This window comes from Rhodococcus sp. 4CII (assembly GCF_014256275.1).
Lineage (GTDB): Bacteria > Actinomycetota > Actinomycetes > Mycobacteriales > Mycobacteriaceae > Rhodococcus_F > Rhodococcus_F wratislaviensis_A.
In genome coordinates this window covers 139,737-161,748 of record NZ_JACCFE010000001.1, presented here as the reverse complement: position 1 = coordinate 161,748, position 22,012 = coordinate 139,737, and the positions used below count along the sequence as shown (strand labels likewise).

At 68.3% G+C, this 22,012-nt stretch carries 22 protein-coding genes and 1 pseudogene; 17 read left to right on the top strand and 6 right to left on the bottom strand.

Features of this window, described 5'->3' with window-relative positions; translation table 11 throughout:
• Positions 1 to 250: 250 nt before the first annotated feature.
• On the bottom strand, positions 251 to 616 hold the full coding sequence (locus H0B43_RS00865; RefSeq protein ID WP_012687272.1) for a type II toxin-antitoxin system HicB family antitoxin: 366 nt from the start codon (positions 614 to 616) through the stop codon (positions 251 to 253).
• A 672-nt stretch (positions 617 to 1,288) separates the two neighbouring features.
• Here H0B43_RS00865 and H0B43_RS00855 point away from each other — a divergent pair.
• The 3 genes from H0B43_RS00855 (at position 1,289) to H0B43_RS42425 (ending at position 2,861) form a co-directional block, all read left to right on the top strand.
• The gene (locus tag H0B43_RS00855; protein WP_012687273.1) at positions 1,289 to 1,915 is read left to right on the top strand and encodes a nucleotidyltransferase domain-containing protein; all 627 of its coding nucleotides are present in this window, start codon (positions 1,289 to 1,291) and stop codon (positions 1,913 to 1,915) included.
• Positions 1,915 to 2,322 (top strand): hypothetical protein, encoded by a 408-nt coding sequence (locus H0B43_RS00850; protein ID WP_012687274.1) that lies wholly within the window; start codon positions 1,915 to 1,917, stop codon positions 2,320 to 2,322. The genes H0B43_RS00855 and H0B43_RS00850 overlap by 1 nt, the downstream gene beginning before the upstream one ends.
• 413 nt (positions 2,323 to 2,735) lie before the next feature.
• Positions 2,736 to 2,861 (top strand): hypothetical protein, encoded by a 126-nt coding sequence (locus H0B43_RS42425; RefSeq protein WP_269454427.1) that lies wholly within the window; start codon positions 2,736 to 2,738, stop codon positions 2,859 to 2,861.
• 1,060 nt (positions 2,862 to 3,921) lie between these two features.
• Here H0B43_RS42425 and H0B43_RS00845 read toward each other — a convergent pair.
• Entirely contained in the window at positions 3,922 to 5,190 is a 1,269-nt protein-coding gene (locus H0B43_RS00845) for an MFS transporter (protein ID WP_012687275.1), read from the bottom strand.
• 4 nt (positions 5,191 to 5,194) lie between these two features.
• A complete protein-coding gene (locus H0B43_RS00840; RefSeq protein ID WP_185730740.1) occupies positions 5,195 to 6,553 on the bottom strand; it encodes an FAD-dependent oxidoreductase in 1,359 nt (452 codons plus the stop codon).
• A gap of 102 nt (positions 6,554 to 6,655) precedes the next feature.
• On the opposite strand from H0B43_RS00840, the gene H0B43_RS00835 reads away from it, so the two are divergent.
• The 4 genes and pseudogenes from H0B43_RS00835 to H0B43_RS00820 all read left to right on the top strand — a co-directional run bounded on the left by H0B43_RS00835 (position 6,656) and on the right by H0B43_RS00820 (position 10,420).
• Entirely contained in the window at positions 6,656 to 7,525 is an 870-nt protein-coding gene (locus tag H0B43_RS00835; RefSeq protein WP_185730739.1) for a metalloregulator ArsR/SmtB family transcription factor, read from the top strand.
• 70 nt (positions 7,526 to 7,595) lie between these two features.
• On the top strand, positions 7,596 to 8,369 hold the full coding sequence (locus H0B43_RS00830) for a heavy metal-responsive transcriptional regulator (RefSeq protein WP_185730738.1): 774 nt from the start codon (positions 7,596 to 7,598) through the stop codon (positions 8,367 to 8,369).
• Between the two features lie 449 nt (positions 8,370 to 8,818).
• Positions 8,819 to 9,784, top strand: coding sequence for a bile acid:sodium symporter (locus H0B43_RS00825; protein ID WP_185730761.1), 966 nt, complete (start codon positions 8,819 to 8,821; stop codon positions 9,782 to 9,784).
• A gap of 106 nt (positions 9,785 to 9,890) precedes the next feature.
• Positions 9,891 to 10,420, top strand: a pseudogene (locus H0B43_RS00820) (DinB family protein).
• 13 nt (positions 10,421 to 10,433) lie between these two features.
• On the opposite strand, the gene H0B43_RS00815 reads toward H0B43_RS00820, so the two are convergent.
• Entirely contained in the window at positions 10,434 to 11,438 is a 1,005-nt protein-coding gene (locus H0B43_RS00815; RefSeq protein WP_185730736.1) for an alkylmercury lyase family protein, read from the bottom strand.
• Positions 11,435 to 11,839, bottom strand: a complete 405-nt coding sequence (locus tag H0B43_RS00810; protein WP_185730735.1) for a MerR family transcriptional regulator — start codon at positions 11,837 to 11,839, stop codon at positions 11,435 to 11,437. The genes H0B43_RS00815 and H0B43_RS00810 overlap by 4 nt, the downstream gene beginning before the upstream one ends.
• 126 nt (positions 11,840 to 11,965) lie before the next feature.
• Between H0B43_RS00810 and H0B43_RS00805 the strand changes: the two genes are divergently transcribed.
• From H0B43_RS00805 to arsA, 7 genes are all read left to right on the top strand, one after another.
• Positions 11,966 to 12,361, top strand: coding sequence for a helix-turn-helix transcriptional regulator (locus tag H0B43_RS00805; protein ID WP_185730734.1), 396 nt, complete (start codon positions 11,966 to 11,968; stop codon positions 12,359 to 12,361).
• A complete protein-coding gene (gene arsB / locus H0B43_RS00800) occupies positions 12,358 to 13,473 on the top strand; it encodes an ACR3 family arsenite efflux transporter (protein ID WP_185730733.1) in 1,116 nt (371 codons plus the stop codon). The genes H0B43_RS00805 and arsB overlap by 4 nt, the downstream gene beginning before the upstream one ends.
• Entirely contained in the window at positions 13,473 to 14,156 is a 684-nt protein-coding gene (locus tag H0B43_RS00795) for a three-helix bundle dimerization domain-containing protein (protein WP_185730732.1), read from the top strand. The genes arsB and H0B43_RS00795 overlap by 1 nt, the downstream gene beginning before the upstream one ends.
• Before the next feature lie 62 nt (positions 14,157 to 14,218).
• On the top strand, positions 14,219 to 14,629 hold the full coding sequence (locus H0B43_RS00790) for an arsenate reductase ArsC (protein WP_185730731.1): 411 nt from the start codon (positions 14,219 to 14,221) through the stop codon (positions 14,627 to 14,629).
• Positions 14,630 to 14,643: 14 nt separating this feature from the next.
• Positions 14,644 to 15,066 (top strand): low molecular weight phosphatase family protein, encoded by a 423-nt coding sequence (locus H0B43_RS00785; RefSeq protein WP_185730730.1) that lies wholly within the window; start codon positions 14,644 to 14,646, stop codon positions 15,064 to 15,066.
• Between the two features lie 20 nt (positions 15,067 to 15,086).
• Positions 15,087 to 15,506 (top strand): arsenite efflux transporter metallochaperone ArsD, encoded by a 420-nt coding sequence (arsD, locus tag H0B43_RS00780; RefSeq protein WP_185730729.1) that lies wholly within the window; start codon positions 15,087 to 15,089, stop codon positions 15,504 to 15,506.
• A gap of 15 nt (positions 15,507 to 15,521) precedes the next feature.
• Positions 15,522 to 17,288, top strand: coding sequence for an arsenical pump-driving ATPase (gene arsA, locus H0B43_RS00775; protein WP_185730728.1), 1,767 nt, complete (start codon positions 15,522 to 15,524; stop codon positions 17,286 to 17,288).
• A gap of 87 nt (positions 17,289 to 17,375) precedes the next feature.
• On the opposite strand, the gene H0B43_RS00770 is transcribed toward arsA, so the two are convergent.
• The gene (locus tag H0B43_RS00770) at positions 17,376 to 17,864 is read right to left on the bottom strand and encodes an ArsI/CadI family heavy metal resistance metalloenzyme (protein ID WP_185730727.1); all 489 of its coding nucleotides are present in this window, start codon (positions 17,862 to 17,864) and stop codon (positions 17,376 to 17,378) included.
• A gap of 95 nt (positions 17,865 to 17,959) precedes the next feature.
• On the opposite strand from H0B43_RS00770, the gene H0B43_RS00765 reads away from it, so the two are divergent.
• The 3 genes from H0B43_RS00765 (at position 17,960) to H0B43_RS00755 (ending at position 21,980) form a co-directional block, all read left to right on the top strand.
• Positions 17,960 to 18,319, top strand: coding sequence for an Rv2640c family ArsR-like transcriptional regulator (locus H0B43_RS00765; protein WP_169693614.1), 360 nt, complete (start codon positions 17,960 to 17,962; stop codon positions 18,317 to 18,319).
• Positions 18,320 to 18,563: 244 nt separating this feature from the next.
• A complete protein-coding gene (locus H0B43_RS00760; protein ID WP_312034178.1) occupies positions 18,564 to 19,331 on the top strand; it encodes a hypothetical protein in 768 nt (255 codons plus the stop codon).
• Between the two features lie 27 nt (positions 19,332 to 19,358).
• The gene (locus tag H0B43_RS00755) at positions 19,359 to 21,980 is read left to right on the top strand and encodes an AMP-binding protein (protein WP_312034177.1); all 2,622 of its coding nucleotides are present in this window, start codon (positions 19,359 to 19,361) and stop codon (positions 21,978 to 21,980) included.
• Positions 21,981 to 22,012: the final 32 nt, after the last annotated feature.

The following is a 22,012-nucleotide window of genomic DNA, read 5'->3' as shown; positions in this document are numbered from 1 at the left end:
AACCTCCGGTCCACGACCGCATCACCGACGCCCTCGAACAACCCGAATAGCAGGTTGACGCAGAAGATCGACATGGTCGACCCACGTCACGGCCGTCGAGAAATGAGTGCACATGCGCTACGAATTCCGCGTCGCCGACCTCTGTCGGACACACTCGCCGAAGCTTTCCCCGAACTACACCGCGCCGCCCTGCCCGACCAGACCCTGTTCTACGGCAACCACGTCCACTTCGGCATACCCTCCGGCACCCTCACCCCGCCTTCGTTTCGGCTCCCGTGCGGCCGCCGACGGGAGCGGAGAGTTTCTGGTTGACCAGCAGATTCAGCGAGACACCCTGCTCCTCGGCCTCGACCGCCAGCGTGCGGTGCACCCGCGGAGAGGTCCGCACGGTAAAGATGCCGCTGTAGGAGCGGTCAGCGATCGGCACGGGCGGCTGCTCGCCGGTACTCGCCATGTCCTCGAGGACGTCGCGGACGACGGCGACGATGCCGTCGAGGGCCTCATTCTGGGTTTCCGCGAGCCAGGACAGCGAGGGGAATTCGGCGACGATGCCGACGAACTCGCTGTCCGGTTCCGACCAGGTCACCCGATAGGTGTAATGCGATCCGTCAGCCATTGTCTGCCTCCTTCACGACCTTGTCGTAAGCGGCGAGGACCTGGTCGACCTGGTAAGGCTTGGCCTTGCCACCTTTGCTCTTCTGAATGTTCACCCGGGGGTCCCCGGGTCACGGCGTCTTGAACACCGCATGCGAAATGCCGTTCTGACGTGGATCCCCGAAGACGTCGCAGCAGAAGTTGAACAGCTCGGTGTAGGTCACGCTCTGCGGACTGGCGCGCATCCTCGCGAGGAATTTCGTCTACTTCGACACGCCGGCATGGTATCACCAGCGATACCACTCGGGAGTGGGCAGCACGAGGCCGCCTCGCGCGCGTGATCCGCCCGATCGCCGAGGTGCGCGGCAACGGTCCCAGGAATAGCTGACCTGAACACGACCGGATCGAAACGGGGACCGCGCGACTAGTCAGGCAGACATGAACCAAATACTTTGTAAACCAATCGTGTTGATCGAGGAGCTTGTCAGTTTCGAGAGTCGGCTGCACTGGAGTCAGTACTCGGCTGCACGGTGGGCGGTGTGGTGAGAAATCGGCACGCCCCCGAGGTTCGCCCGCCGTCCGACGAGCGCATGCGCGAAGGTCGCTTTCTGCAACCACGAGATCCTATCCCGTACTATAGTACGGGTAGACGTACAATAGTGCGTGAGCCTTGAGGCCTTGAGGGAACGGAATTATGGATCTGATTCGGCCGCTGCAGACAGTGACGCCCACGCTTGACGGTGATGTGCTCTCTGCGCTGGCGGCCGCATCTGAGGCGACATTCACGACGGGCCAGTTGCACCGGGTGCTGCACCACCATTCGGAGGAGGGGATACGGAAGGTGTTGCAACGCTTGAGCAAGCAGGGCACGGTGCTGTCTTCGAGGGTGGGAAACGCGTTCGTGTACCAGCTCAATCGTGAGCACCTGGCCTTCCCTCATGTCGTGGGTCTTGCCGACTTGTCTGGCGAGTTCCTGCGCAGGTTGGAGGCGCGGTTGGCCGGCTGGGAGATTCCCCCGGTGTATGCCGCTGTGTTCGGTTCGGCTGCGCGCGGAACGATGACGATCGACAGTGACATCGACATCTTCCTGGTCCGGCCGGACGACGTCGCAGAAGAGGAGTGGGATGAACAGGTGGCGGAGCTGATGGCCGAAGTGACCAGATGGACCGGCAACGATGCGCGGGATCTGCAGTTCGCGCAGAGCGAGATCGCCGGCCGCGGCACGGACGAGCCGGTCCTGCGGGATGTGGTGAAGGAGGGGCTGACGGTGGCCGGTTCACGGGCCGGTTTCACCCGGTTGCTGCGTCGGGGTAATCGGTAATGGGGCGGACGCGGCCGTGTGACCAGGCGGTCCGCCGAGGCCGGCTGAAAAAAGCCGAACAGTTCTTTCACCTGGCCGAGATCGGTCGCGACTTCGCCGACGAGCCGGACGGTGTCGACGATGCGGTCGTGACCTTGTGGGTGCACGCGGGCATCGCAGCCTCGGATGTCATCTGTTGCGCGCGACTGGGTAAGCATGCGCAGGGCGAGGACCACAAGGATGCCGTCACGGTGCTCGGGTCCGTCGACCCGACCACGGCGAAACACCTCAGCGTGCTGCTCGGCCTCAAGACGCGGTCCGGTTACACCGATATGCCGACGAGCCGCACCGAATCGAAGCGCGCCGAACGTGCCGCCGAAGCTCTGATAGAGGCTGCCCGTCGCGCGCACGCTCAGGCCGGAACGTAAGACTCGAAACTGGCGTCATCGGAGTCAAATCAGATCGAGCGAATAGAGCCTCGATCGATCAGTGACCTGAAGCGACGCACCCCGTAAATTCGGGCTGGAGCGGACACTCTGGGCGGGTCCGGGTCCGGGTCCGGCGTGACGTTTCCAGTCGCCGCCACATCGTGGGCGGACTGGTAGACAGACCAGGGGCGGTGGAACGCTCGGATCAGGAGGCCTCGATGCCGCGTCCGTCATCATGGGTGAGTACGACGGCGTCCGCCCTCGGTGGGGTGGCTGTGACCGATCCCGACCATGTTCACGTGGTGGTTACCCTGATCGTCACCGCAGGCGTCTACCGTGAGAGACGCCCTTCATCCGGTATCGCCGCCGATCCGGGCCCCTCCCCTCGCCGAGCCCCTGCCCGTGGAGCAGCCATGGAAATACTAGCCATCATCGTCGCCCTGACCACCGCCATCCTCATCATCCCCGGCGCCTATCTTCTGCTGTGCGCTGTGATACTCGTCGAACAACGTCAACTCGAAGCCGACCACGACCAGTAATGGCCACAGCCGTCTCGACTGCTGGTTCACCAAGGTCGCCATCAAACTCGAAACTCACTGGGGTAGAGGGAGTTTAGATAACTAGTTGACGTAATATTGGTTTTCGGCGCATGGCGGAGGTGGTCACTTTTGCTGCGATCGCGCAGCTGCGAGCACAGAACGCCCCACTGCCGAAGCGAGGAGCGTTCGTTGTGGGTGGGTGGGCGCGCAAGGCTGGAAACCGCTGGATAGGGCTGCCGACAGGGGTGCTTACGCCCCGGAGACCTCCTACACGAACCACTTCCCTCAGCTACTGCCTCGGGCACCCAATTCTGTCGCCGGTGATTGCGTCGACGCAACACCGAAGCAGGTGACCTGCACGGCGGCGGAGCTACGCGGAGGTTCCCCAGACATACGTCGGGCGGCGCCCTTGATGAAGGGGCGCCGCCCGCGAGCACGAACATCTGGTTACCAAGCTGCATGGTTGCGCGGGGTCAAATGTGGCCTCGGCGTCAGAGAACCCCCTCGTCCTGACGCAGGCCCACCGCGCTGAGCCCAGTTAGTGGGCCGTGCTTTTTGCGTCGGTGCCTACAACTCGTGCTGGGTGCCACGACCGAGAGGTGGAATCTTCTCTTCCGGTTCGACCTTGGTCTGCCGTGGATCCGTACCTCAGGTCTACCCCGCATATCCCATTAAGGCAATGGACGTGCATCCGAGCGCCCCGGGCGGGTCGCCGACCTGACCAGTTGGGTGCGACAGACCTCACCCCCGAGGCGTACAAAGGAAAGACACCGATGAGGCACTGCACGGTGGCAACAGAGTCCCCCACCCGCGCGAAATACGTGACTGGTGGAGCGATCTCCTCTCGTCCTACACACCGAGAGGACATCGCATGAGCGTTCTGTGGGTGCCGCGGGCACGATCGGATGCATACTGGGAGAAGTAAATCTGCGAGGAAACACACGCCGGCGAGAATGCCGAAGCGAGTGAATCCACAGCGGCTGCGAAACGCCCGAACCTGGTTGACCACAGCCGTGGGCTCCGCAACGTCGCCGACCCACCTGCGGATCACGGCGAGTAGTCAAGTCACCTCGGGCAGTTCGCGTGCCGGGTTGAGGACCCTTCTGCCCCTGCCCCTTTCGCCCACGCGGGGGATGCTCGCGGTTGCCACCATGGCGGCGAGCACGGCTGCGCCGGCGAGGATCAGGTACGCGTGGGCGTAGCTGCCCGTCCACGCTGACAACGCGGTCCCGGCCCACGGGGCGAGGGCCATGACGATGACGACCGGCGCGGACATCAGCCCGTTGAGGCGCCCGTAATGGGTGGCACCCCACCTGTCGGTGATCGCGGTGGCCTGGATCAGGGTGAAGATCCCGCGGACCAGCCCGGCGCCGATGGCGACCGCGATCAGCGCGACCATCGTGGACACGATCCCGAGCAGCGCGGTGGTGACCGCGGTCGCGGCGAGGATCATCACGATCCGGGTGCGGGCGGTGGTGCGCGCCGCGAGCGGCAGGTAGCCGATGCGGCCGAGGACCTGCCCGGCCCCACCCAACCCCAACGTCAGGGCCGCGAGGGACGGGGAGAAGCCCTGCTCGATCAGCAGCGGCACCAGGTTGAACACCCCGGCGAACGCGGCGAACGCCCCCAAACTCAGTGCGATCACGAGGGCGAGGAACGCCCATGAGCGGGAGGCATCGCGGTGATCGACCGGATGCGTCCCGGTCGGGACGAGTGGGTGCGGCCACCGCCCCCGCAAACCCAGCAGGTGCCCGGGCACGGTGACCACCGCCAAGATGGCGGCGAGCGCGAGATACGTGGCCCGCCAGTCGTACAGGTCCACCAACGCCGCGGTCAGCGGGGCGAACACGGTGCTGGCCAAACCCGCGGCCAGAGTGAGGATCATCAGCGCCTTCACGTAGCCGTCGCCGTACCAGCGGGTCAGCGCTGCGAACGCCGGCGGATACAGCACCGCGCCCATCGCGATCCCGGCGGCGATCCAGCCGGCGTAGAAGATCGGCAGGTTCGGGGCGGCCGCCACGACCAGCAGCGACGGGACGGCGAGGACGGATCCGGCGGTCATCACCGCCCGCGGCCCGATCCGGTCGATGATCCGCCCCACCGGGATCCCGGTCAGGGCGGCGGCAAGCTGGGACAGGGAGAACGCCGCCACGATCACCGGCAGCGACCACCCGGTGTCCGCCGAAATGGACACCGACAGCACCGGAAACGCGTAGTACAGGATGCCCCAGCTGGTGATCTCGGTCAGGCACAGCACCGTCAGGACCCGCCGCAGACCACCCCGATCGAGCGTCGGAGTGGTCTGCGGCAGGGCACTGGTGTCGGCCACCGATTTATCCGCCCGCGCGGGTAGTGGTGAGGCTGATCAGTGCCAGGTCCGGAGCGGGGCAGCACCCAGCGGGGGCATCCACGGCGTCGGCGGGGGTGTCGGGATCGTCGAACACCCCCGCCCCGCCACACACCCCGGTCTCGGGCAACGTGAGCTCGACCCGGGCGGCCGCGTCATGGTCCCCGTCGAGGGTGGCGGCGATGGAGCGGACCTGCTCGTAGCCGGTCATCGCCAGGAACGTCGGGGCGCGGCCGTAGCTCTTCATCCCGGCCAGGAACACATTCGGCTCCGGATGCGAGAGTTCGGCGACGCCGTGTGGGTAGACGGTGCCGCAGGAGTGCACGTTCGGGTCGATCAACGGCGCCAACTGGGTCGGGGCCTGCAGCACCGGGTCGAGGCCGAGGCGGATCTCCGACAACCAGGACAGATCGGGCCGGAACCCGGTGAGCACCACCACCCGATCGACGTCGTCGATGCGGGCACCGGTGTCGGAGACCAACACCACCCGGTCATCGTCGTCGGCGGGTTCGATGGTGGCGGTGCGGAATCCGGGAACCACCGTCAGCAGTCCGGCGTCCACGGCCGCCTTGGCGCGCAGGCCGAGGGCGCCGCGGGCGGGCAGCTGGTCGTCGTCGCCGCCGCCGAAGGTGGAGCCGACGTCGCCGCGGCGCAGCACCCAGCTGATCCGGGTGCCCGGCGCCTGCTTCTCCAAGTCGGCCAAAGCGACGATCGCGGTCATCGCCGAGTGCCCGCTGCCGGCGATCACGATGTGCTTGCCCGCATACCGGTCCCGCACCTTCGGGTCGGCGAGGTTCGGGACCCGGTACTCGATGACCCCGACGGCGTCGCGCTCACCGAGCGCGGGCAGGCCCTCCCCGCCGAGGGGGTTGGGGGTGGTCCAGGTGCCGGAGGCGTCGATGACCGCGCGGGCGGTGATGCGGCCCTCGGTGCCGTCCGATCGGCGCAGGTGCACCGACAGCGGTTCGGTGTCGCGGCCGGCGTCGACAACCCGGTCGCGGCCGCGGCGGGCCACGCCGACCACCTCGGTGTTCAGCTGCACGATGTCGTCGCCGAGCGCGTTCGCCAAGGGGACCAGGTAGTCGCGGGTCCAGTCCTGGCCGGTCGGGTACGCCTCGTCGTCCGGGGCGGCCCAGTCGATGGCATCGAGGAGGCGGCGGGCGGCGGGGTCGATCAGTTCACCCCAGCGGGAAAACAGCCGCACGTGATTCCACTCCGCGATCGCCGCACCGGCGCTCTCCCCGCGTTCGAAGACCAGCGGCGTCAGGCCGCGCTCACGCAGCTGCGCCGCGGCGGCCAGGCCGACCGGTCCGGCCCCTACGACGACTACGGGCAAGGTGTTCATCTCGAAAATCCTTCCATCGACGTTCATCGATCCTCTAAGTTCGGAGAGTATCGACATCTGTCGATGAATGCAACCATCGACGGATATCGATATAGTGAACCCATGACTTCCCTGGACATGCCGGCCGTCCGCACCCCCGGCGCCGAGCAGGCGGATGCGTTGGCGCCGGACGACGCGGCCACCTACGCCGGGTGGTTCGCCTGCCTCGCCGACCCGACCCGAGTGCGACTGCTGCATCAGGTCGCCAGCCATCCCGCGGGCATCACCGTCGGTGAGTTGGCCGAGGCGCTGGGGATCGGGCAGCCCACCGTCTCGCACCACGTCCGCAAGCTCGCCGACGTCGGCTTCGTCACCGTCCACAAGGACCGCACCAGCACCGTCGTCAGAGTGAACCCGTCCTGCTGCACCGGCCTCCCGCACGCCGCCGATGCGGTGATGGGGGTGCTGACCCCGCGCCCGTGCTGCCCGGACGACCTCCCCGACGACGTGACCGTCCGCCCGATGCGCGAGCAGGACTGGGAGACGGTGCGCCGGATCTACGGCGAGGGGATCGCCACCCGCACCGCCACCTTCACCACCGAAGTCCCCACCCGGGAAACCCTGGACGCGCAGTGGCTGCCCGGCCATCGGTGGGTCGCCGAGATCGACGACGTCGTGGTCGGCTGGGCGGCGCTGTCTCCGACCTCCGGGAGGGACTGCTACCAGGGAGTGGCCGAGAACTCCGTCTACGTCGCCGACGGGATGCGCGGGCGCGGCGTCGGCAAGGCCCTGCTGCGCACCCAGGTCATCGCCGCCGACGAGGCCGGTATCTGGACGCTGCAGACCTCGATCTTCCCGGAGAACCGGGCCAGCATCGCCCTGCACCACTCGGCGGGATTCCGCACCATCGGGGTGCGCGAGCGCATCGCCCAACTCGACGGAATCTGGCGCGACACCGTCTTCCTCGAACGCCGCAGCGCCCTGACAGTCTGATAGCGCCTCGCGGTCTCACGCATCTTTCGACTTGACCTTCGAGTCGAGGCGAAGGTTTACCGTCGGTGGCATGGGCACGTACAGGATTTCCCAGCTCGCGGAGCTCGCCGCGGTGCCGGCCACGACCCTGCGGTTCTACGAGACCGCGGGCCTGTTGCCCGCGGCGCGGACCGCGTCGGGATACCGGGTCTACGACGACGACGCGGTGGACCGGTTGGCGTTCATCTCCTCGGCCAAACACCTCGGGCTGCCGCTCGAGGAAATCCGGGAGCTGCTCGAGGTGTGGGAACAGGGGGTCTGCGCGCACGTGCGGCAGCGGATGCTGCCGATGATCACCGACCGGATCACCGAGGCGGACCGCCGGATCGCCGAGCTCTCCGCGTTCTCGGCGCACCTGACCCGGGTCCGCACCGACCTGTCACAGCCGCCGCCGGCGGGGGCTTGCGGACCCGACTGCGGCTGCCTTTCCACCGCCCCGGCGGCACCGGTCACGGTCGCCTTCACCCGGACCCGACCCGACCCGACCCCGACGATCGCCGGCAGACCGGAGGTACCGGTGGCCTGCACCCTGGGCGGTGACGAGCAGGGCGAACGGATCCAGCAGTGGCGGCAGGTGCTGGACTCGGCGACGGGCCGTGAGGACATCGACGGCGGGCTCCGGCTGCGGTTCCCGGCCGACCCGGACCTGGTCGCCGACGTGGCGCGCCTCGCCGCGGCCGAGCAGGGCTGCTGCGCGTTCTTCGACTTCACGATGCAGCTGACCCCCGGCGCGCTCGTGTTGAGTGTGCGCGCCCCAGAGGCGGCCGCGCCGCTGGTGACCGAGCTGTTCGGAGTGAGAGCATGACGGCGACCGGCCGACCCGGCGCCGCGCGGTGGAAGGCAGCCGGGCTGGGTGTCGCCGCGGTCGGGGCATGCGCGGTGTGCTGCGCGGGGCCGATCCTCTCGGTCCTGGGCGGACTGACCGCGGCATTCGCGGTTGGCGCGGTGTGGGTGCCCGCGCTGGCCGTGGTGGCGCTCGTCGCCGCAGTCGCACTGGGCTGGACGCTCCGTCATCGCCGCTCCGCACCCGCGTCCTGCCCCCCCCCCCCCCCCGCGCCGGCCGCGCCGGCTGCGGATCTGCCGATACCCACAATTTCCGGCGCCCGGGAGGAGCGGACCGCGCCCGAGCCACGATGACCGGTCGCCGATCCGGGTGGGCGACAATGACGGCGCCCGGGAAGCGAGCGCGGGTGCGGAAAACGAACCGATGAGGGAGACGAGGCAGTGACGCAGCCGCAGGGTGTGGTCGCACGAATGGAACATCACCAGGTGGCGATCTACCTCGCGGCGATGGTCGCCGGCGCCGGGATCGGCTGGGCCGCACCGGCAGCGGGCCCCGGTCTCGAGCACGCGATCAACCCGGTCCTCGGCGCGCTGCTGTTCGTGACGTTCCTGCAGGTGCCGGCCGCCGAGCTGCTGCGGTCCCTGCGTGACGGCCGGTTCCTGTCGGCCACGATGGTCGTGAATTTCGTGGTGGTTCCGCTCGTCGTCGCTGCGATGTTCACCTTCCTGCCCGCCGATCAGGCCGTGCGGGTCGGTGTGCTGCTGGTGTTGCTGTGCCCGTGTGTGGACTACGTGATCGTCTTCTCCGGGCTGGCCGGTGGCAGTAGCCGCCGCCTGCTCGCCGCGACCCCGCTGCTGCTGCTCACCCAGATGCTGCTGCTCCCGGTATTTCTCGTGCTGTTCCTGGGTTCGGACCTGTCCGACATCGTCGAGGTCGGCCCGTTCGTCACCGCGTTCATCGTCTTGATCGTCATCCCCCTCGCACTGGCGTGGACCACCCAGTTCTGGGCGGCGCGAGCGGAATCCGGGCGGACGACATCGGCGGCGGCGACCTCGCTGATGGTGCCGCTGATGGCGGCCACCCTGCTGGTGGTGGTCGCCTCCCAGGTGCCCAAGCTCGAGGGCCGGGTCGCCGATGTGGCCGCGGTGGTGCCCTTCTACGTGGTGTTCCTGGTGGTGATGGCGTTCGCGGGACTGCTGGTCGCCCGGCTGTTTCGGCTGGACCCGCCGTCCGGGCGGGCGGTGGTGTTCAGCGGAGCCACCCGCAACTCCCTGGTCGTGCTGCCCCTCGCGCTGGCCCTGCCCGACCAGCTGGCGGTCGCCGCGGTCGTCGTGGTCACCCAGACCCTCGTCGAGGTGGTCGGCATGGTCGTCTACGTCCGCCTGGTGCCGCGCCTGCTGCCCGCGGCCACGGATACCTCTCCGGCACCGGCCTGAGCCGGACCTACCCCGCACCTGCACTTCCTCCGGCGCTGGCTCGGCGCCCACCCACGGGCGGACAATGAGCCTCGAAGGTGGGCCGCGGCGGCGTCGGAGGTTTGTTATGCCGGAGGAGCAACCGGTGGACCGGGCCGAGATCGCGGCCGACCTCGACCGTGCCCGGCGGACACTGCACGAGCTCCTCGATCACGCCACGGCGGCCGATTTCGAGCGCCGCTCGAACGGCACCCGCTGGACCAACGAACAGTTGCTGTTCCACATGGTGTTCGGCTACATGGTGGTGCGCCGGCTGCTGGTGCTGGTCCGGGTGTTCTCCCGGTTGCCCGACCCGATCGGCCGCGGATTCGCCCGCGCCCTGGACGCGACCACACCGGTGTTCCACGAGATCAACTACCTCGGCTCGTGCATGGCGGCGACCGTATTCGACCGCCGCCGGATGGCCCGCACTGCGACCGTGTCATCGCCAAGCTGCAACGCTCCCTGTCCCGCGAAACGGATACGAACCTGCGGCGCAGCATGGACTTCCCGGTGCGCTGGGATCCGTTCTTCGACGAGACCATGACCCTCGAACAGGTGTACCGATACCCGGGCAAGCACTTCGACTTCCACCGCCACCAGCTCACGCTCGACTGAGCGCGCCCCGGCATCAGGTGGTGAGCGCACCGCCGAAGATCGTCGCCCCGAGTCGGGTGGAGTCGGCGAGGTCGACGACGATGCCGCCGACCTGCGGATGCTCGTGGGCCCACGACTGGGCGGTGGCGCGGGCGGTGAAGAAGTTCAGGGAGGTGCAGCACGTGTCCGCGGAGGGGCCATGCCCGGCCTCGGCGCCGACGAACACCACCACCGTGGCCGGGTTCGCCACGGCACTCTCACCCCGCACGGTCACGGTGATGGGCTCACCGGTGACCGGGTCGGCGGACTCGATCACCACCTCGGTGCCGAGCATCGCGGACATCCCCAGCGCATCCACAGCGCACATCGCGTACACATCCGCCCCGCCCCCGATGCGGACCCGGTGCGGGGTCGGTGAGGGGGAGAACGGATAGGCCGAGGCGATCCGCCCGACCGGATCGAGCCGGATCACGTCCGCAGTGTGCAACCGGTCCAGAACCAGCCGACCTGGCTCACCGAATTCGGCTGCCACCGAGTCCAGTTCAGCTTCCTCGGGCGGCACTCCGCGGTCGGCGAACGCCCTCAGAATCGCGTGATGGACCGTCCGCTCGGCCGGAGTCTGCGGCCGCGCCGCACCGCGCCATCCACCCAACCCGACCAGCGGCGATTCCGCCGCAATACCCACCGAGCAGCAGTCGCCCCCGTCATCGGCGGGCTCGGCCGCCGTGTCGGCCGCGGCCGTGTGCAGCGCCTGTCGCAACGCTGCCACCGACGGGGCGCCCCCGACCCCGCCACCCTCGGAGGGATAGAGCCGGCAGGACACACTCGGCACCAGCCCGGGTGTGGCGAACGGGTCCGCGCCGTCGACGAGCAGGGTGGGTGAGCCGGTCATGCCGGCGTCGGCGGCGGCCGCCGGGTCGTCGATCACCCGATGCGAGATTCTTACCTCGGACTGCTGATCTGCCAGAACATTCTCGAGCCGTTGTTCGAGCAACGCCACGTTGGGGCAACCTGGAACCTGCAGGATTTCCAGCCTCATCGGTCATCTCCTTCGGTGTGCAGGGCGTGCAAGAGGGGGCAGCACCGGTCGATGCGTGGCCGCTCGCACGTGGCGACGAGATCGGTGAGGGACCGCTGCATGCGTTGCAGGTCTGCGATCTTCTCGGCCAGCTGAGCCAGCTTGGCCTCGGCGAGTTCCCGCGCCGTGTCGCAGTCCTCCGGTCCGCCCTCGGCCAGATGCAACAGGTCCTCGATCTCGTCGAGGCTGAACCCGTGCCCCTGAGCCCGTTTGACGAATCGGACCACCGCCACGGCGTCGGCCGGATATGCCCGATACCCGGCCGGCGACCGCGGCGGCGGCGCCAACAGGCCGCGGCGCTCGTAGTACCGCAGCGTCTGCACATTCACCCCGGTGACAGAGGCGACCTCACTGCTACGCATGCCGCCATCCTCAACCCCGTACCCAACTATCGAGTCAAGTCCGCACACGTCTGACGTCGGCCTCGCCCGGGGGCGTTCACCGGATGTTCGTTTGCCTCCTGATTCGACCTCTGTCAATATCGACGTATGTCGAAACAAGAGGTGTCGGAGAGCGGTGCCTGCTGCTCACCCCTGGCACGCGAACCCCTGACCGAGGACTGGGCCGGAGATCTGGCCCGGATGTTCAAGGCCCTCGGTGACCCGGTCCGCCTGCGCCTGCTGTCGCTGATTGCCTCCCACGCCGGCGGCGAGGCCTGCGTGTGCGACATCTCCGCCACGATCGACCTGTCCCAGCCGACGATCTCGCATCACCTGAAGGTGCTGCGTCAGGCCGGGCTGCTGGACTGCGAGCGCCGCGGCACCTGGGTCTACTACTGGGTGATCCCTTCCGCGCTGCAGCAACTGTCCGCCGTCCTCCTCGTCGAGGGCCCCCCGCCGCTGACCGCGGGCGCGGCCTGCGTGGAGACGGAGGTGCCGGCATGAGCGGGCCAACCACGACCGAACACCCGGCCGTCGTCGGGAAGCTTTCCACCCTGGACCGGTTCCTGCCGGTGTGGATCGGCGTCGCCATGGTCGCCGGGCTGCTCCTCGGCCGGATGGTTCCCGGGCTCGGAGACGCCCTGAGCGCCGTCGAGATCGACGGCATCTCGTTGCCGATCGCCCTCGGCCTGCTGATCATGATGTACCCGGTGCTCGCCAAGGTCCGCTACGACCGACTCGACACCGTCACCGGCGACCGCAGACTGCTCATCGGATCGTTGGTACTGAACTGGGTGCTCGGTCCGGCGCTGATGTTCGCCCTCGCCTGGTTGCTCCTGCCGGATCTGCCGGAGTACCGCACCGGTCTGATCATCGTCGGCCTGGCCCGCTGCATCGCGATGGTGATCATCTGGAACGACCTCGCGTGCGGTGACCGGGAGGCCGCCGCCGTGCTGGTCGCGATCAACTCGGTGTTCCAGGTGATCATGTTCGCCGTGCTCGGCTGGTTCTACCTGTCCGTGCTACCCGGCTGGCTCGGCCTCGAGCAGACCACCATCGACACCTCTCCGTGGCAGATCGCGAAGGCGGTGCTCATCTTCCTGGGTATCCCGTTGGTTGCCGGCTACCTCACCCGCCGGTTCGGCGAAAAGGCCAAGGGCCGCACCTGGTACGAGTCGACGTTCCTTCCCCGGATCGGGCCCTGGGCGCTGTACGGGTTGCTGTTCACGATCGTGATCCTCTTCGCGCTGCAGGGCGACCGGATCACGTCCCAGCCGTGGGACGTCGTCCGGATCGCGGTCCCGCTGCTGGCGTACTTCGCGATCATGTGGGGCGGCGGCTACGCGCTCGGCGCCGTCATGGGCCTGGGCTACGAGCGCACCACCACCCTGGCGTTCACCGCCGCGGGCAACAACTTCGAACTCGCCATCGCCGTCGCGATCGCCACCTACGGCGCCACCTCCGGGCAGGCCCTGGCCGGTGTCGTCGGCCCGCTGATCGAGGTCCCCGTCCTCGTCGGACTCGTCTACGTCTCCCTGGCGCTGCGTAAACGGTTCTCGCATTCCGCTGGTTTCACCGACACCCCCGCATCTGCATCTGTGACGAAGGAGTCCTGATGTCCGAGAACCCGCTCGATGAGGAACTGCGCTCCCAGGTCCATCGGGCGCAGCCGGAACTGTTGATGCCGCAGGCGGTCCTGTCACGCAACGCCGAGGATCTGGCCGCCAAATACACCGGGGTGTTCTCCCCGCAGACGGTGGAGCGGTACGTCTTCGAGTCCTACACCGCGCTGCGCCGCACCGCGAAGGTGCACACCCACCTGACCACCTTGGCGGCCCGGTTCGCCGCCGACCGGCTCACCGCCCTGGCCCAATCCCGCGGTGCGGCACCGAAGGATGTGCCCGAGGTGCTGTTCGTCTGCGTCCACAACGCCGGCCGCTCCCAGATGGCCGCCGCCCTGCTCGATCACCACGCGCAGGGGCGGGTGCACGTCCGCTCCGCCGGCTCCGCCCCGATCCACGCCATCAACCCCACCGTGACCCTGGCGATGACCGAACTCGGCCTGGACCTGGGCGCCGAGTACCCCAAGCCGCTGACTGACGACGTCGTCGCCGCCGCGGACGTGGTGGTGTCGATGGGCTGCGGCGACGCCTGCGCGATCTACCCCGGCAAGCGGTACCTGGACTGGGCCCTCGACGACCCCGAAGGTCAACCGATCGAGGCGGTGCGGGTGATCCGCGACGACCTCGACGCCCGGGTGCGGCAGCTGCTGGCCGAGCTCACCACCGTCCCCGCCTGAACCCGCATCCCCACCCATCAGCTTTCCGACCTCACCATATTTTCGTGAAAGGACCTGCGCTTATGTCCACGACCCCGAGCGTGCTGTTCGTCTGCGTCCACAACGCCGGCCGCTCCCAGATGGCCGCCGGATTCCTCACCCACCTCGCCGGTGACCGGGTCGAGGTCCGCTCCGCCGGATCCGCCCCGGCCGATCAGGTGAACCCGGCCGCCGTCGAGGCGATGGCCGAGATCGGCATCGACATCAGCGCCGAGTCCCCGAAGATTCTCACCGTCGACGCGGTGCAGGCCTCCGACGTGGTCATCACCATGGGCTGCGGTGACACCTGCCCGGTCTTCCCCGGCACCAGCTACCGGGATTGGGTCCTCGAGGATCCGGCCGGTCAGGGCGTCGACGCGGTCCGCCCGATCCGCGACGAGATCAAGGCCAAGGTGCAAACGCTGATCGCCGAACTCGTCCCCGCCACCGCCTGAACCGGGTGACCACCATGAGTAAGCCCTCCGTGTTGTTCGTGTGCGTGAAGAACGGCGGCAAGTCCCAAATGGCCGCCGGACTGATGCGCAAAGCAGCCGGCAACGACGTCGACGTGTACTCCGCCGGCACCAAACCGGGCACCGCGGTCAACGCCCTGTCGGCGGAGTCGCTGCTCGAGGTCGGGGTCGACATCACCGGGGAAACCCCGACACTGATCGACCCGCAGCTGGTCCGCGACGTCGATCTGGTGGTCACCCTCGGCCGCGAGGCGCACGTCGACCCGGTGGAGGGCACCCGGTTCGAGAACTGGGACACCGTCGAGCCGTCCGAGCGCGGCATCGACGGGATCGAGCGGATGCGGCTGGTCCGTGACGACATCGCCGCCCGCGTCGACCAGCTCGCCACCCAACTCCGCAGCACCACCCACCAGTCCTGAGATCGGCCGAGGAGAACACCATGAGCACCATCGAAATTTTCGAACCCGCCCTGTGCTGCAACACCGGCGTCTGCGGCGACGACGTCGACCAGGCGTTGGTCACCTTCTCCGCCGACATGGACTGGGTCCGCTCCCAGGGCGGGAACATCGCTCGATTCAACCTGGCCAGCGAACCGCTCGCGTTCGCGCAGCGCGAACCCGTCACGGCGTTCCTGCAGGTCTCCGGCTCCGAAGGGCTGCCGCTGGTGTTGGTGGATGGGGTGACCGCGCAGACCGGCCGCTACCCCGACCGCGCCCAGCTCGCCAAGTGGGCCGGACTGAACGCCGAGGCCCCGGCCACGGCTCCGGCCGGGATCCAGATGCTCGGGCTGACCGAAGCCACCGACGCCGGATCCTGCTGCGCCACAGACGACAACAACAACAGCACCAGTTGCTGCTGAAAGGCTTTGCCCGCTATGAAGTTTCTTCACACCCCGCCCCGCTTCCTGTTCTTCACCGGTAAGGGCGGGGTCGGGAAGACCTCCATCGCCTGCGCCGCAGCCATCTCCCTGGCGCGGGCGGGTAAGCGGGTGCTGCTGGTGAGCACCGACCCCGCCTCGAACGTCGGGCAGGTCTTCGGGCTGACCATCGGCAACACCATCACCGACGTTCGCACCGTGCCCGGGCTGTCGGCGCTCGAGATCGATCCCGAGCAGGCCGCCGACGCCTACCGCGAACGCATCATCGGACCCGTCCGCGGGCTGTTACCGGAGAAGGAACTGGCCTCGATCACAGAGCAACTCTCCGGGTCGTGCACCACCGAGATCGCCTCGTTCAACGAGTTCACCGCCCTGCTCACCGACCACGACACCGTCGCCGACTTCGATCACGTGCTCTTCGACACCGCACCCACCGGGCACACCATCCGGCTGCTGCAACTGCCCGGGTCGTGGACCGACTTCCTCAACGAAGGGAAGGGCGACGCCTCCTGCCTGGGCCCGATGTCCGGGCTGGAGAAACAACGCAGCATCTACGCCGACGCGGTCGCCGCCCTCGCCGATCCGCGGCGCACCCGCCTGGTGCTGGTCGCTCGGGCGCAGCGGTCCCCGCTCACCGAGATCGCCCGCACCCACACCGAACTCGCCGACATCGGCCTCACCCACCAGCACGTCGTGATCAACGGTGTCCTGCCCACCCCCACCGGCGGGGACGAACTGGCCTCCGCCATTCACCAGCGGGAGCAGGCCGCGCTCGCCGCCCTGCCCGCCGACCTGGCCGGTCTGCCGCTCGATCAGGTCGAGCTCAAGGCCACCAACATGGTCGGCATCAGCGCACTCGAGGCCCTGTTCACCACGAACCCCGACACCCCGCAGGCCATCGCAGCAGAAGCAACGCCGTTACCCGATGCGCCGCTGTCCGCCCTGGTCGACGAACTCGCCGAAGCCGGACACGGGCTGATCATGTGCATGGGCAAGGGCGGGGTCGGCAAGACCACCCTCGCCGCCGCGATCGCCGTCGCCCTCGCGAAGCGCGGGCACCAGGTGCATCTGACCACCACCGACCCGGCTGCGCATCTGACCGACACCCTCGACGGAAACCTCGAGGGTCTGACCGTGTCGCGGATCGACCCGGCCGAGGCCACCGCCGCGTACCGGCAGCGGGTGCTGGCCACCAAGGGCGCCGCCCTCGACGAGCAGGGCCTCGCCACCCTCGCCGAGGACCTGGCCTCCCCGTGCACCGAAGAGGTCGCCGTCTTCCAGGCGTTCTCCCGGATCATCCACGAATCGCGGCGCCGGTTCGTTGTCGTCGACACCGCCCCCACCGGCCACACCCTGCTCCTACTCGACGCCACCGGGTCGTACCACCGGGAGATCACCCGACAGATGGGCGACAGCACGAATTTCACCACCCCGCTGATGCGGTTGCAGAACCCGAACGAGACGAAGGTGCTGCTGGTCACCCTCGCCGAAACCACCCCCCGCCTCGAAGCCGAAGGACTACAGGCCGACCTGCAGCGCGCCGGCATTGCGCCGTGGGCGTGGGTGGTCAACAACTCCCTCGCCGCCGCGGCACCGACGTCGCCGTTGCTGCGGCAGCGGGCCGCGACCGAACTGGAGGAGATCGGCGCCGTCACCGCCGCACACCCCCGGTTCGCGGTGGTGCCGAAACTCGCCACCGACCCGGTCGGAGTCGATGCACTCACGGCGATGGTCGGGGCGGCGCAGACGGCGCCGGTGAACTGAGCAGCGGCGGCCGCTCACCGAAGGCCTGGGCACCGCGGGCTGATCCTGCTGATCCTCGTCCTCGCCCGCACCGGCCGGGCGGTGCTGTCAGCAGCAGCGGGTCGTGGCGGCGGGCTGGTGCTCGTCGCCTTGCGCGGCGGGAGAGCCGCTCTCGCAGGAGCATCCGCCCTCGGGTTCGGCAGCGAGCAGCTCGGGGCTGGTACCGAACGTGTCGGAATCGGCGAGCACGGTGTAGACCTCCCACTGCTCACCGGCCGGGCCGGTGACCCAGACCTTGTCCTGGGTGGCGAAGCAACACGTGGTGCCGATCTGCTCCTCGGTGAACAGGCCCTCCCCGGCGAGCCGGGCGATCTCCTCGTGCACGATCGCGCTGGACTCCACCTCGACGCCGAGGTGATTGATGCTGCCGCCCTTGCCGGGGTTCTCGATCAGCACCAGTTTCAGTGGCGGCTCGGCGATCGCGAAGTTCGCGTAGCCGGGCTCGCGTTTGGCCGGGTCCGCGCCGAACAGCTTCGAGTAGAACGTGACCGCGGCGCCGAGATCATCGACGTTGAGGGCCAACTGGATACGGGACATGACGCCACCTCCGCCAGTGCGACATATATCGAATAACTACTAACCCCAGCCTCCCACCTTTTTGACTTAAGTCAAGATAGTGGGGAGAATGGGGTATGCCTAAGACCCTGCCCCTGGTCGATATGTCCGCCCCGGTGTGCTGCCCGCCGGTGGCAGCGGGCCCGGTGGACGACGCGGCGGCACTGGAGGTGGCGCTGCGGCTGAAGGCGATCGCCGACCCGGCCCGGGTCAAGCTGATGTCGCTGCTGCTCACCGCAGAATCGGGGGCCCAGACCACCGGCGACCTCGCGGCCACCATCGCCCTGTCCGAGTCGACCGTCAGCCACCACCTCGGTCAGCTCCGCACCGCAGGGTTGATCGAATCCGAGCGCCGCGGGATGAACGTTTATCACCGCGCCCGCCGGGACGCGTTGGCGGCGCTGTGTTTCGTGCTCGACCCGAACTGCTGCTCGTAGAAAACCCGATCACCCGGACGATCGGCCGAATCTACCGCCGACGCAGGCTCCGGCGGGCGAATCGACCGGGCCCGACCAGGCCCGACCAGGCGAGGCTCGTCATCAATTGCTGACCTTCTGGTTCAGCGCGTCGATCCAAGCTCGACACGCCGCGCCGGTTTGACCTGCCGTTTTCCGGAAAAGCGGGGAGGGTTCACAGAACGAGGAGGACAGGGATCTAGAGCGGATTCGGACCGGGTGGACGGTGGACCGTCCGTTGCGGCGGCGTCACTGGTCGGTTGTCGACGCGGTGGCGGGAGTGGTTCGCCGGGTCAATGGCGACGGCCGGTTCTTCGCGGCCACCCTGGTGGTCAACTTCCTGCTCGTCCCCGTGGTGGTCGCCGCGATGTTCACCTTCCTGCCCGCCGATCAGGCCGTCCGGATCGGTGTGCTGCTGGTGTTGCTGTGCCCGAGTGTGGACTACGTGATCGTCTTCTCCGGGCTGGCCGGCGGCGGCAGCCGCCGACTGCTCGCCGCGACCCCACTGCTGCTCCTGATCGCCCAGATGCTGCTGCTCCCGGGCTTTCTCGTGCTGTTCCTGGGTACGGACCTGTCCGACATCGTCGAGGTCGGTCCGTACGTCACCGCGTTCGTGGTGCTGATCGCCATTCCCCTCGGCCTGGCCTGGGTGACGCAGTTCTGGGTGGCGCGGGCGGCGTCGGGGCGAAGGACCTCGGACGCGGCCACGTCGCTGATGGTGCCGTTGATGGCGGTCACGCTGGCGGTTGTGGTTGCCTCCCAGGCGCCCAAGCTCGAGGGACAGGTCGCGGGCGTGGCCGCGGTGGTGCCCTTCTACGCGGCGTTCCTCGTTGTGATGTCGTTCGCGGGACTGTTGGTCGCCCGCGCGTTCCGCCTTCCGGGCGAGCGGTGGTGTTCACCGGCGCCACACGTAACTCCCTGGTCGTGTTGCCCCTCGCGCTGGCCCTGCCTGATCACCTGGCGGTCATGGCGTGGCCACCACCCGGCGTGTTAGGTACGGCATGCCTTATAGACTCGGTCGGTGTCCAGCTCGTCCGTCCATGTAGAGCGCCCCGGTGTGCGCTTCGCGCGTGAGCTGGGACGATTCGGTGACGCCCCGGCACTGATCACACCGGGCGAGACGGTCACCTACCGTGACCTGGCCGAACGCGTCGAGCGAGTGGCCTCACGGCTCGGCGGGACCCGACGTCTCGTGTTGGTCGCCGGCGCCAACGAGATCGATCTGATCATCACCTATCTCTCGGCCCTGTTCGCCGGGCATCCGGTGTTGCTGGCACCGGGCGACAATCCCGACAGTCTCGAGGCCCTGATCGCCGCGTACCGACCCGACGTCGTGGTGCGCAGCGCCGACGGGCGCACGGTTGTAGAGAAGCAGCGGGAGGGCTCCGCGCACCTGCTGCATCCCGACCTCGCGCTGCTGCTGAGCACCTCCGGGTCAACCGGATCACCGAAACTCGTCCGCCTCTCGCACCGCAACGTGCAGGCCAATGCCGAGTCGATCGCGGAATACCTCGACATCCAGGGCACCGACCGTGCGGTGACGACGCTGCCGATGCACTACTGCTACGGGTTATCGGTCATCCACAGCCACCTGCTGCGCGGCGCCGCCCTGGTCCTCACGACTCGCTCGGTCACCGACCCCGGGTTCTGGGACCTTCTCCGGGAGCACCGCGGCACCAGCTTCGCGGGTGTGCCCTACACCTTCGATCTCCTCGACCGGATCGGGTTCGACGAACTGGATCTGCCCGACCTGCGGTACATCACGCAGGCCGGCGGGCGGCTCGCACCGGACCGGGTGCGGGCCTTTGCGGATCTGGGTCGACGGCGGGGCTGGGAGTTGTTCGTCATGTACGGGCAGACGGAGGCGACGGCCCGGATGGCGTACCTGCCACCGGAACTCGCCGCCACCGACCCGCAGTCGATCGGCCGGCCGGTTCCCGGCGGATCCTTCCGGCTCGAACCGGTCGCCGACGCCCCGGACGGCGCCGGTGAGCTGATCTACGCGGGGCCGAACGTGATGCTCGGCTACGCCCACACCCCCGAGGACCTGCGCCTCGGTGACACCCTGGGCGGCGAACTGCGGACCGGTGACCTCGCCCGGCAGACGGGTGACGGGTTGTACGAGGTGGTCGGTCGCCGCAGCCGATTCGCCAAGGTCTTCGGACTGCGGATCGACCTGCAGCACGTCGAGTCGGCCCTCGCGCAGCACGGGCTGACGGCCTGCTGCGCGGGCGGCACGGACGAACTGATCGTGGCCGTCCAGAACTGCGGCGATGTGGACACGGTCCGGCGCGCGACCGCCCGGGCCTCGGGTCTTCCCGTCGCAGCCATCCGGGTGTTCCCCGTCGACGAGCTTCCGCGAACCTCCACCGGCAAACCCGACCTCCGCGCCGTCGCCGAGCTGGCACACGCGTCCGAACGACCGCCGGCGATGCAATCGACCACAGACCCCGACACCGACGCCGTAAGGGCGTTGTTTGCCGACATCCTCCGCTGCACGCACGTCACCGACGACAGCACGTTCGTGAGCCTGGGCGGCGATTCCCTGTCCTACGTGCGGATGTCCCTGCGACTCGAGCAGATGCTCGGCCACCTCCCCGAGAACTGGCACACCACCCCGGTCGGGGACTTCGCAGCGGCTCCGCGGCCGCGATACCTGTGGCGGAGGGTGGAAACCAACGTCCTGCTCCGCGCGGTGGCGATCGTGCTGATCGCGGGCTCGCACATTCACCTGTTCACGCTGCTCGGCGGAGCGCACGTGCTCCTCGGGATCGCGGGCTACAACTTCGCGCGCTTCCACCTCGGCACGGCCGAGCGGACCGACCGTGTCCGCCACACACTCGGGAGCGTCGCCCGGATCGCCGTGCCCAGCATGGTGTGGATCGGGTCCGCAATCGCCCTCACCGGGGACTACCGGATCACCAGTGCGTTCCTGCTCAACGGAATCTTCGGTCCGGACGGGTGGTCCGCCGAGTGGCGATACTGGTTCGTCGAGGCGATTGTGTACATCGTGCTCGTCGCCGCCGCGGTGCTCTACATACCGCTCGTCGACCGCATCGAGCGCAGGCACCCGTTCTGGTTCGCGATGGGGTTCGTGACCCTCGGCATGCTCACCCGGTACGGACTTATCGACGTCGACGACAGCCGCAATCGCATCCTGAGCGCGCCGGTGGTCTTCTGGTTGTTCGCCCTCGGCTGGGCCGCCGCCAAGTCGACGACCATCTGGCAGCGGCTGTGCGTCACCGCGGTGACCGTGGCCACGGTTCCCGGATTCTTCTTCGGCGAGACTCGGCGGGAAATCATCGTCGTCGGTGGGCTCTGCCTTCTGGTGTGGCTCCGGTCCGTCCCGTGCCCCACGATGCTGAGCCGAGTGGCAGGGGTACTGGCGAGTGCGTCGCTCTACATCTACCTGACGCACTTCCAGGTGTATCTGCCGCTGCGCGACGACCATCCCTGGTTGGCGCTGGCGCTGTCGATTCTGGTCGGCATTCTCTATTGGCAGGCGGTGACCTTCGTACTCGCCCTTCACCCGCTCAGCACCTGGCGATCGGAATCGCACGGGATGCCGATGGCATCAGTGCTCGGTGTGCACCAGGCCGTGACCAGAACATGGCAGAGGGCCGCCGACCGTTCCGCACACTGAACACGGCAATCGGGCGCGGTGGTCCCGGGCGA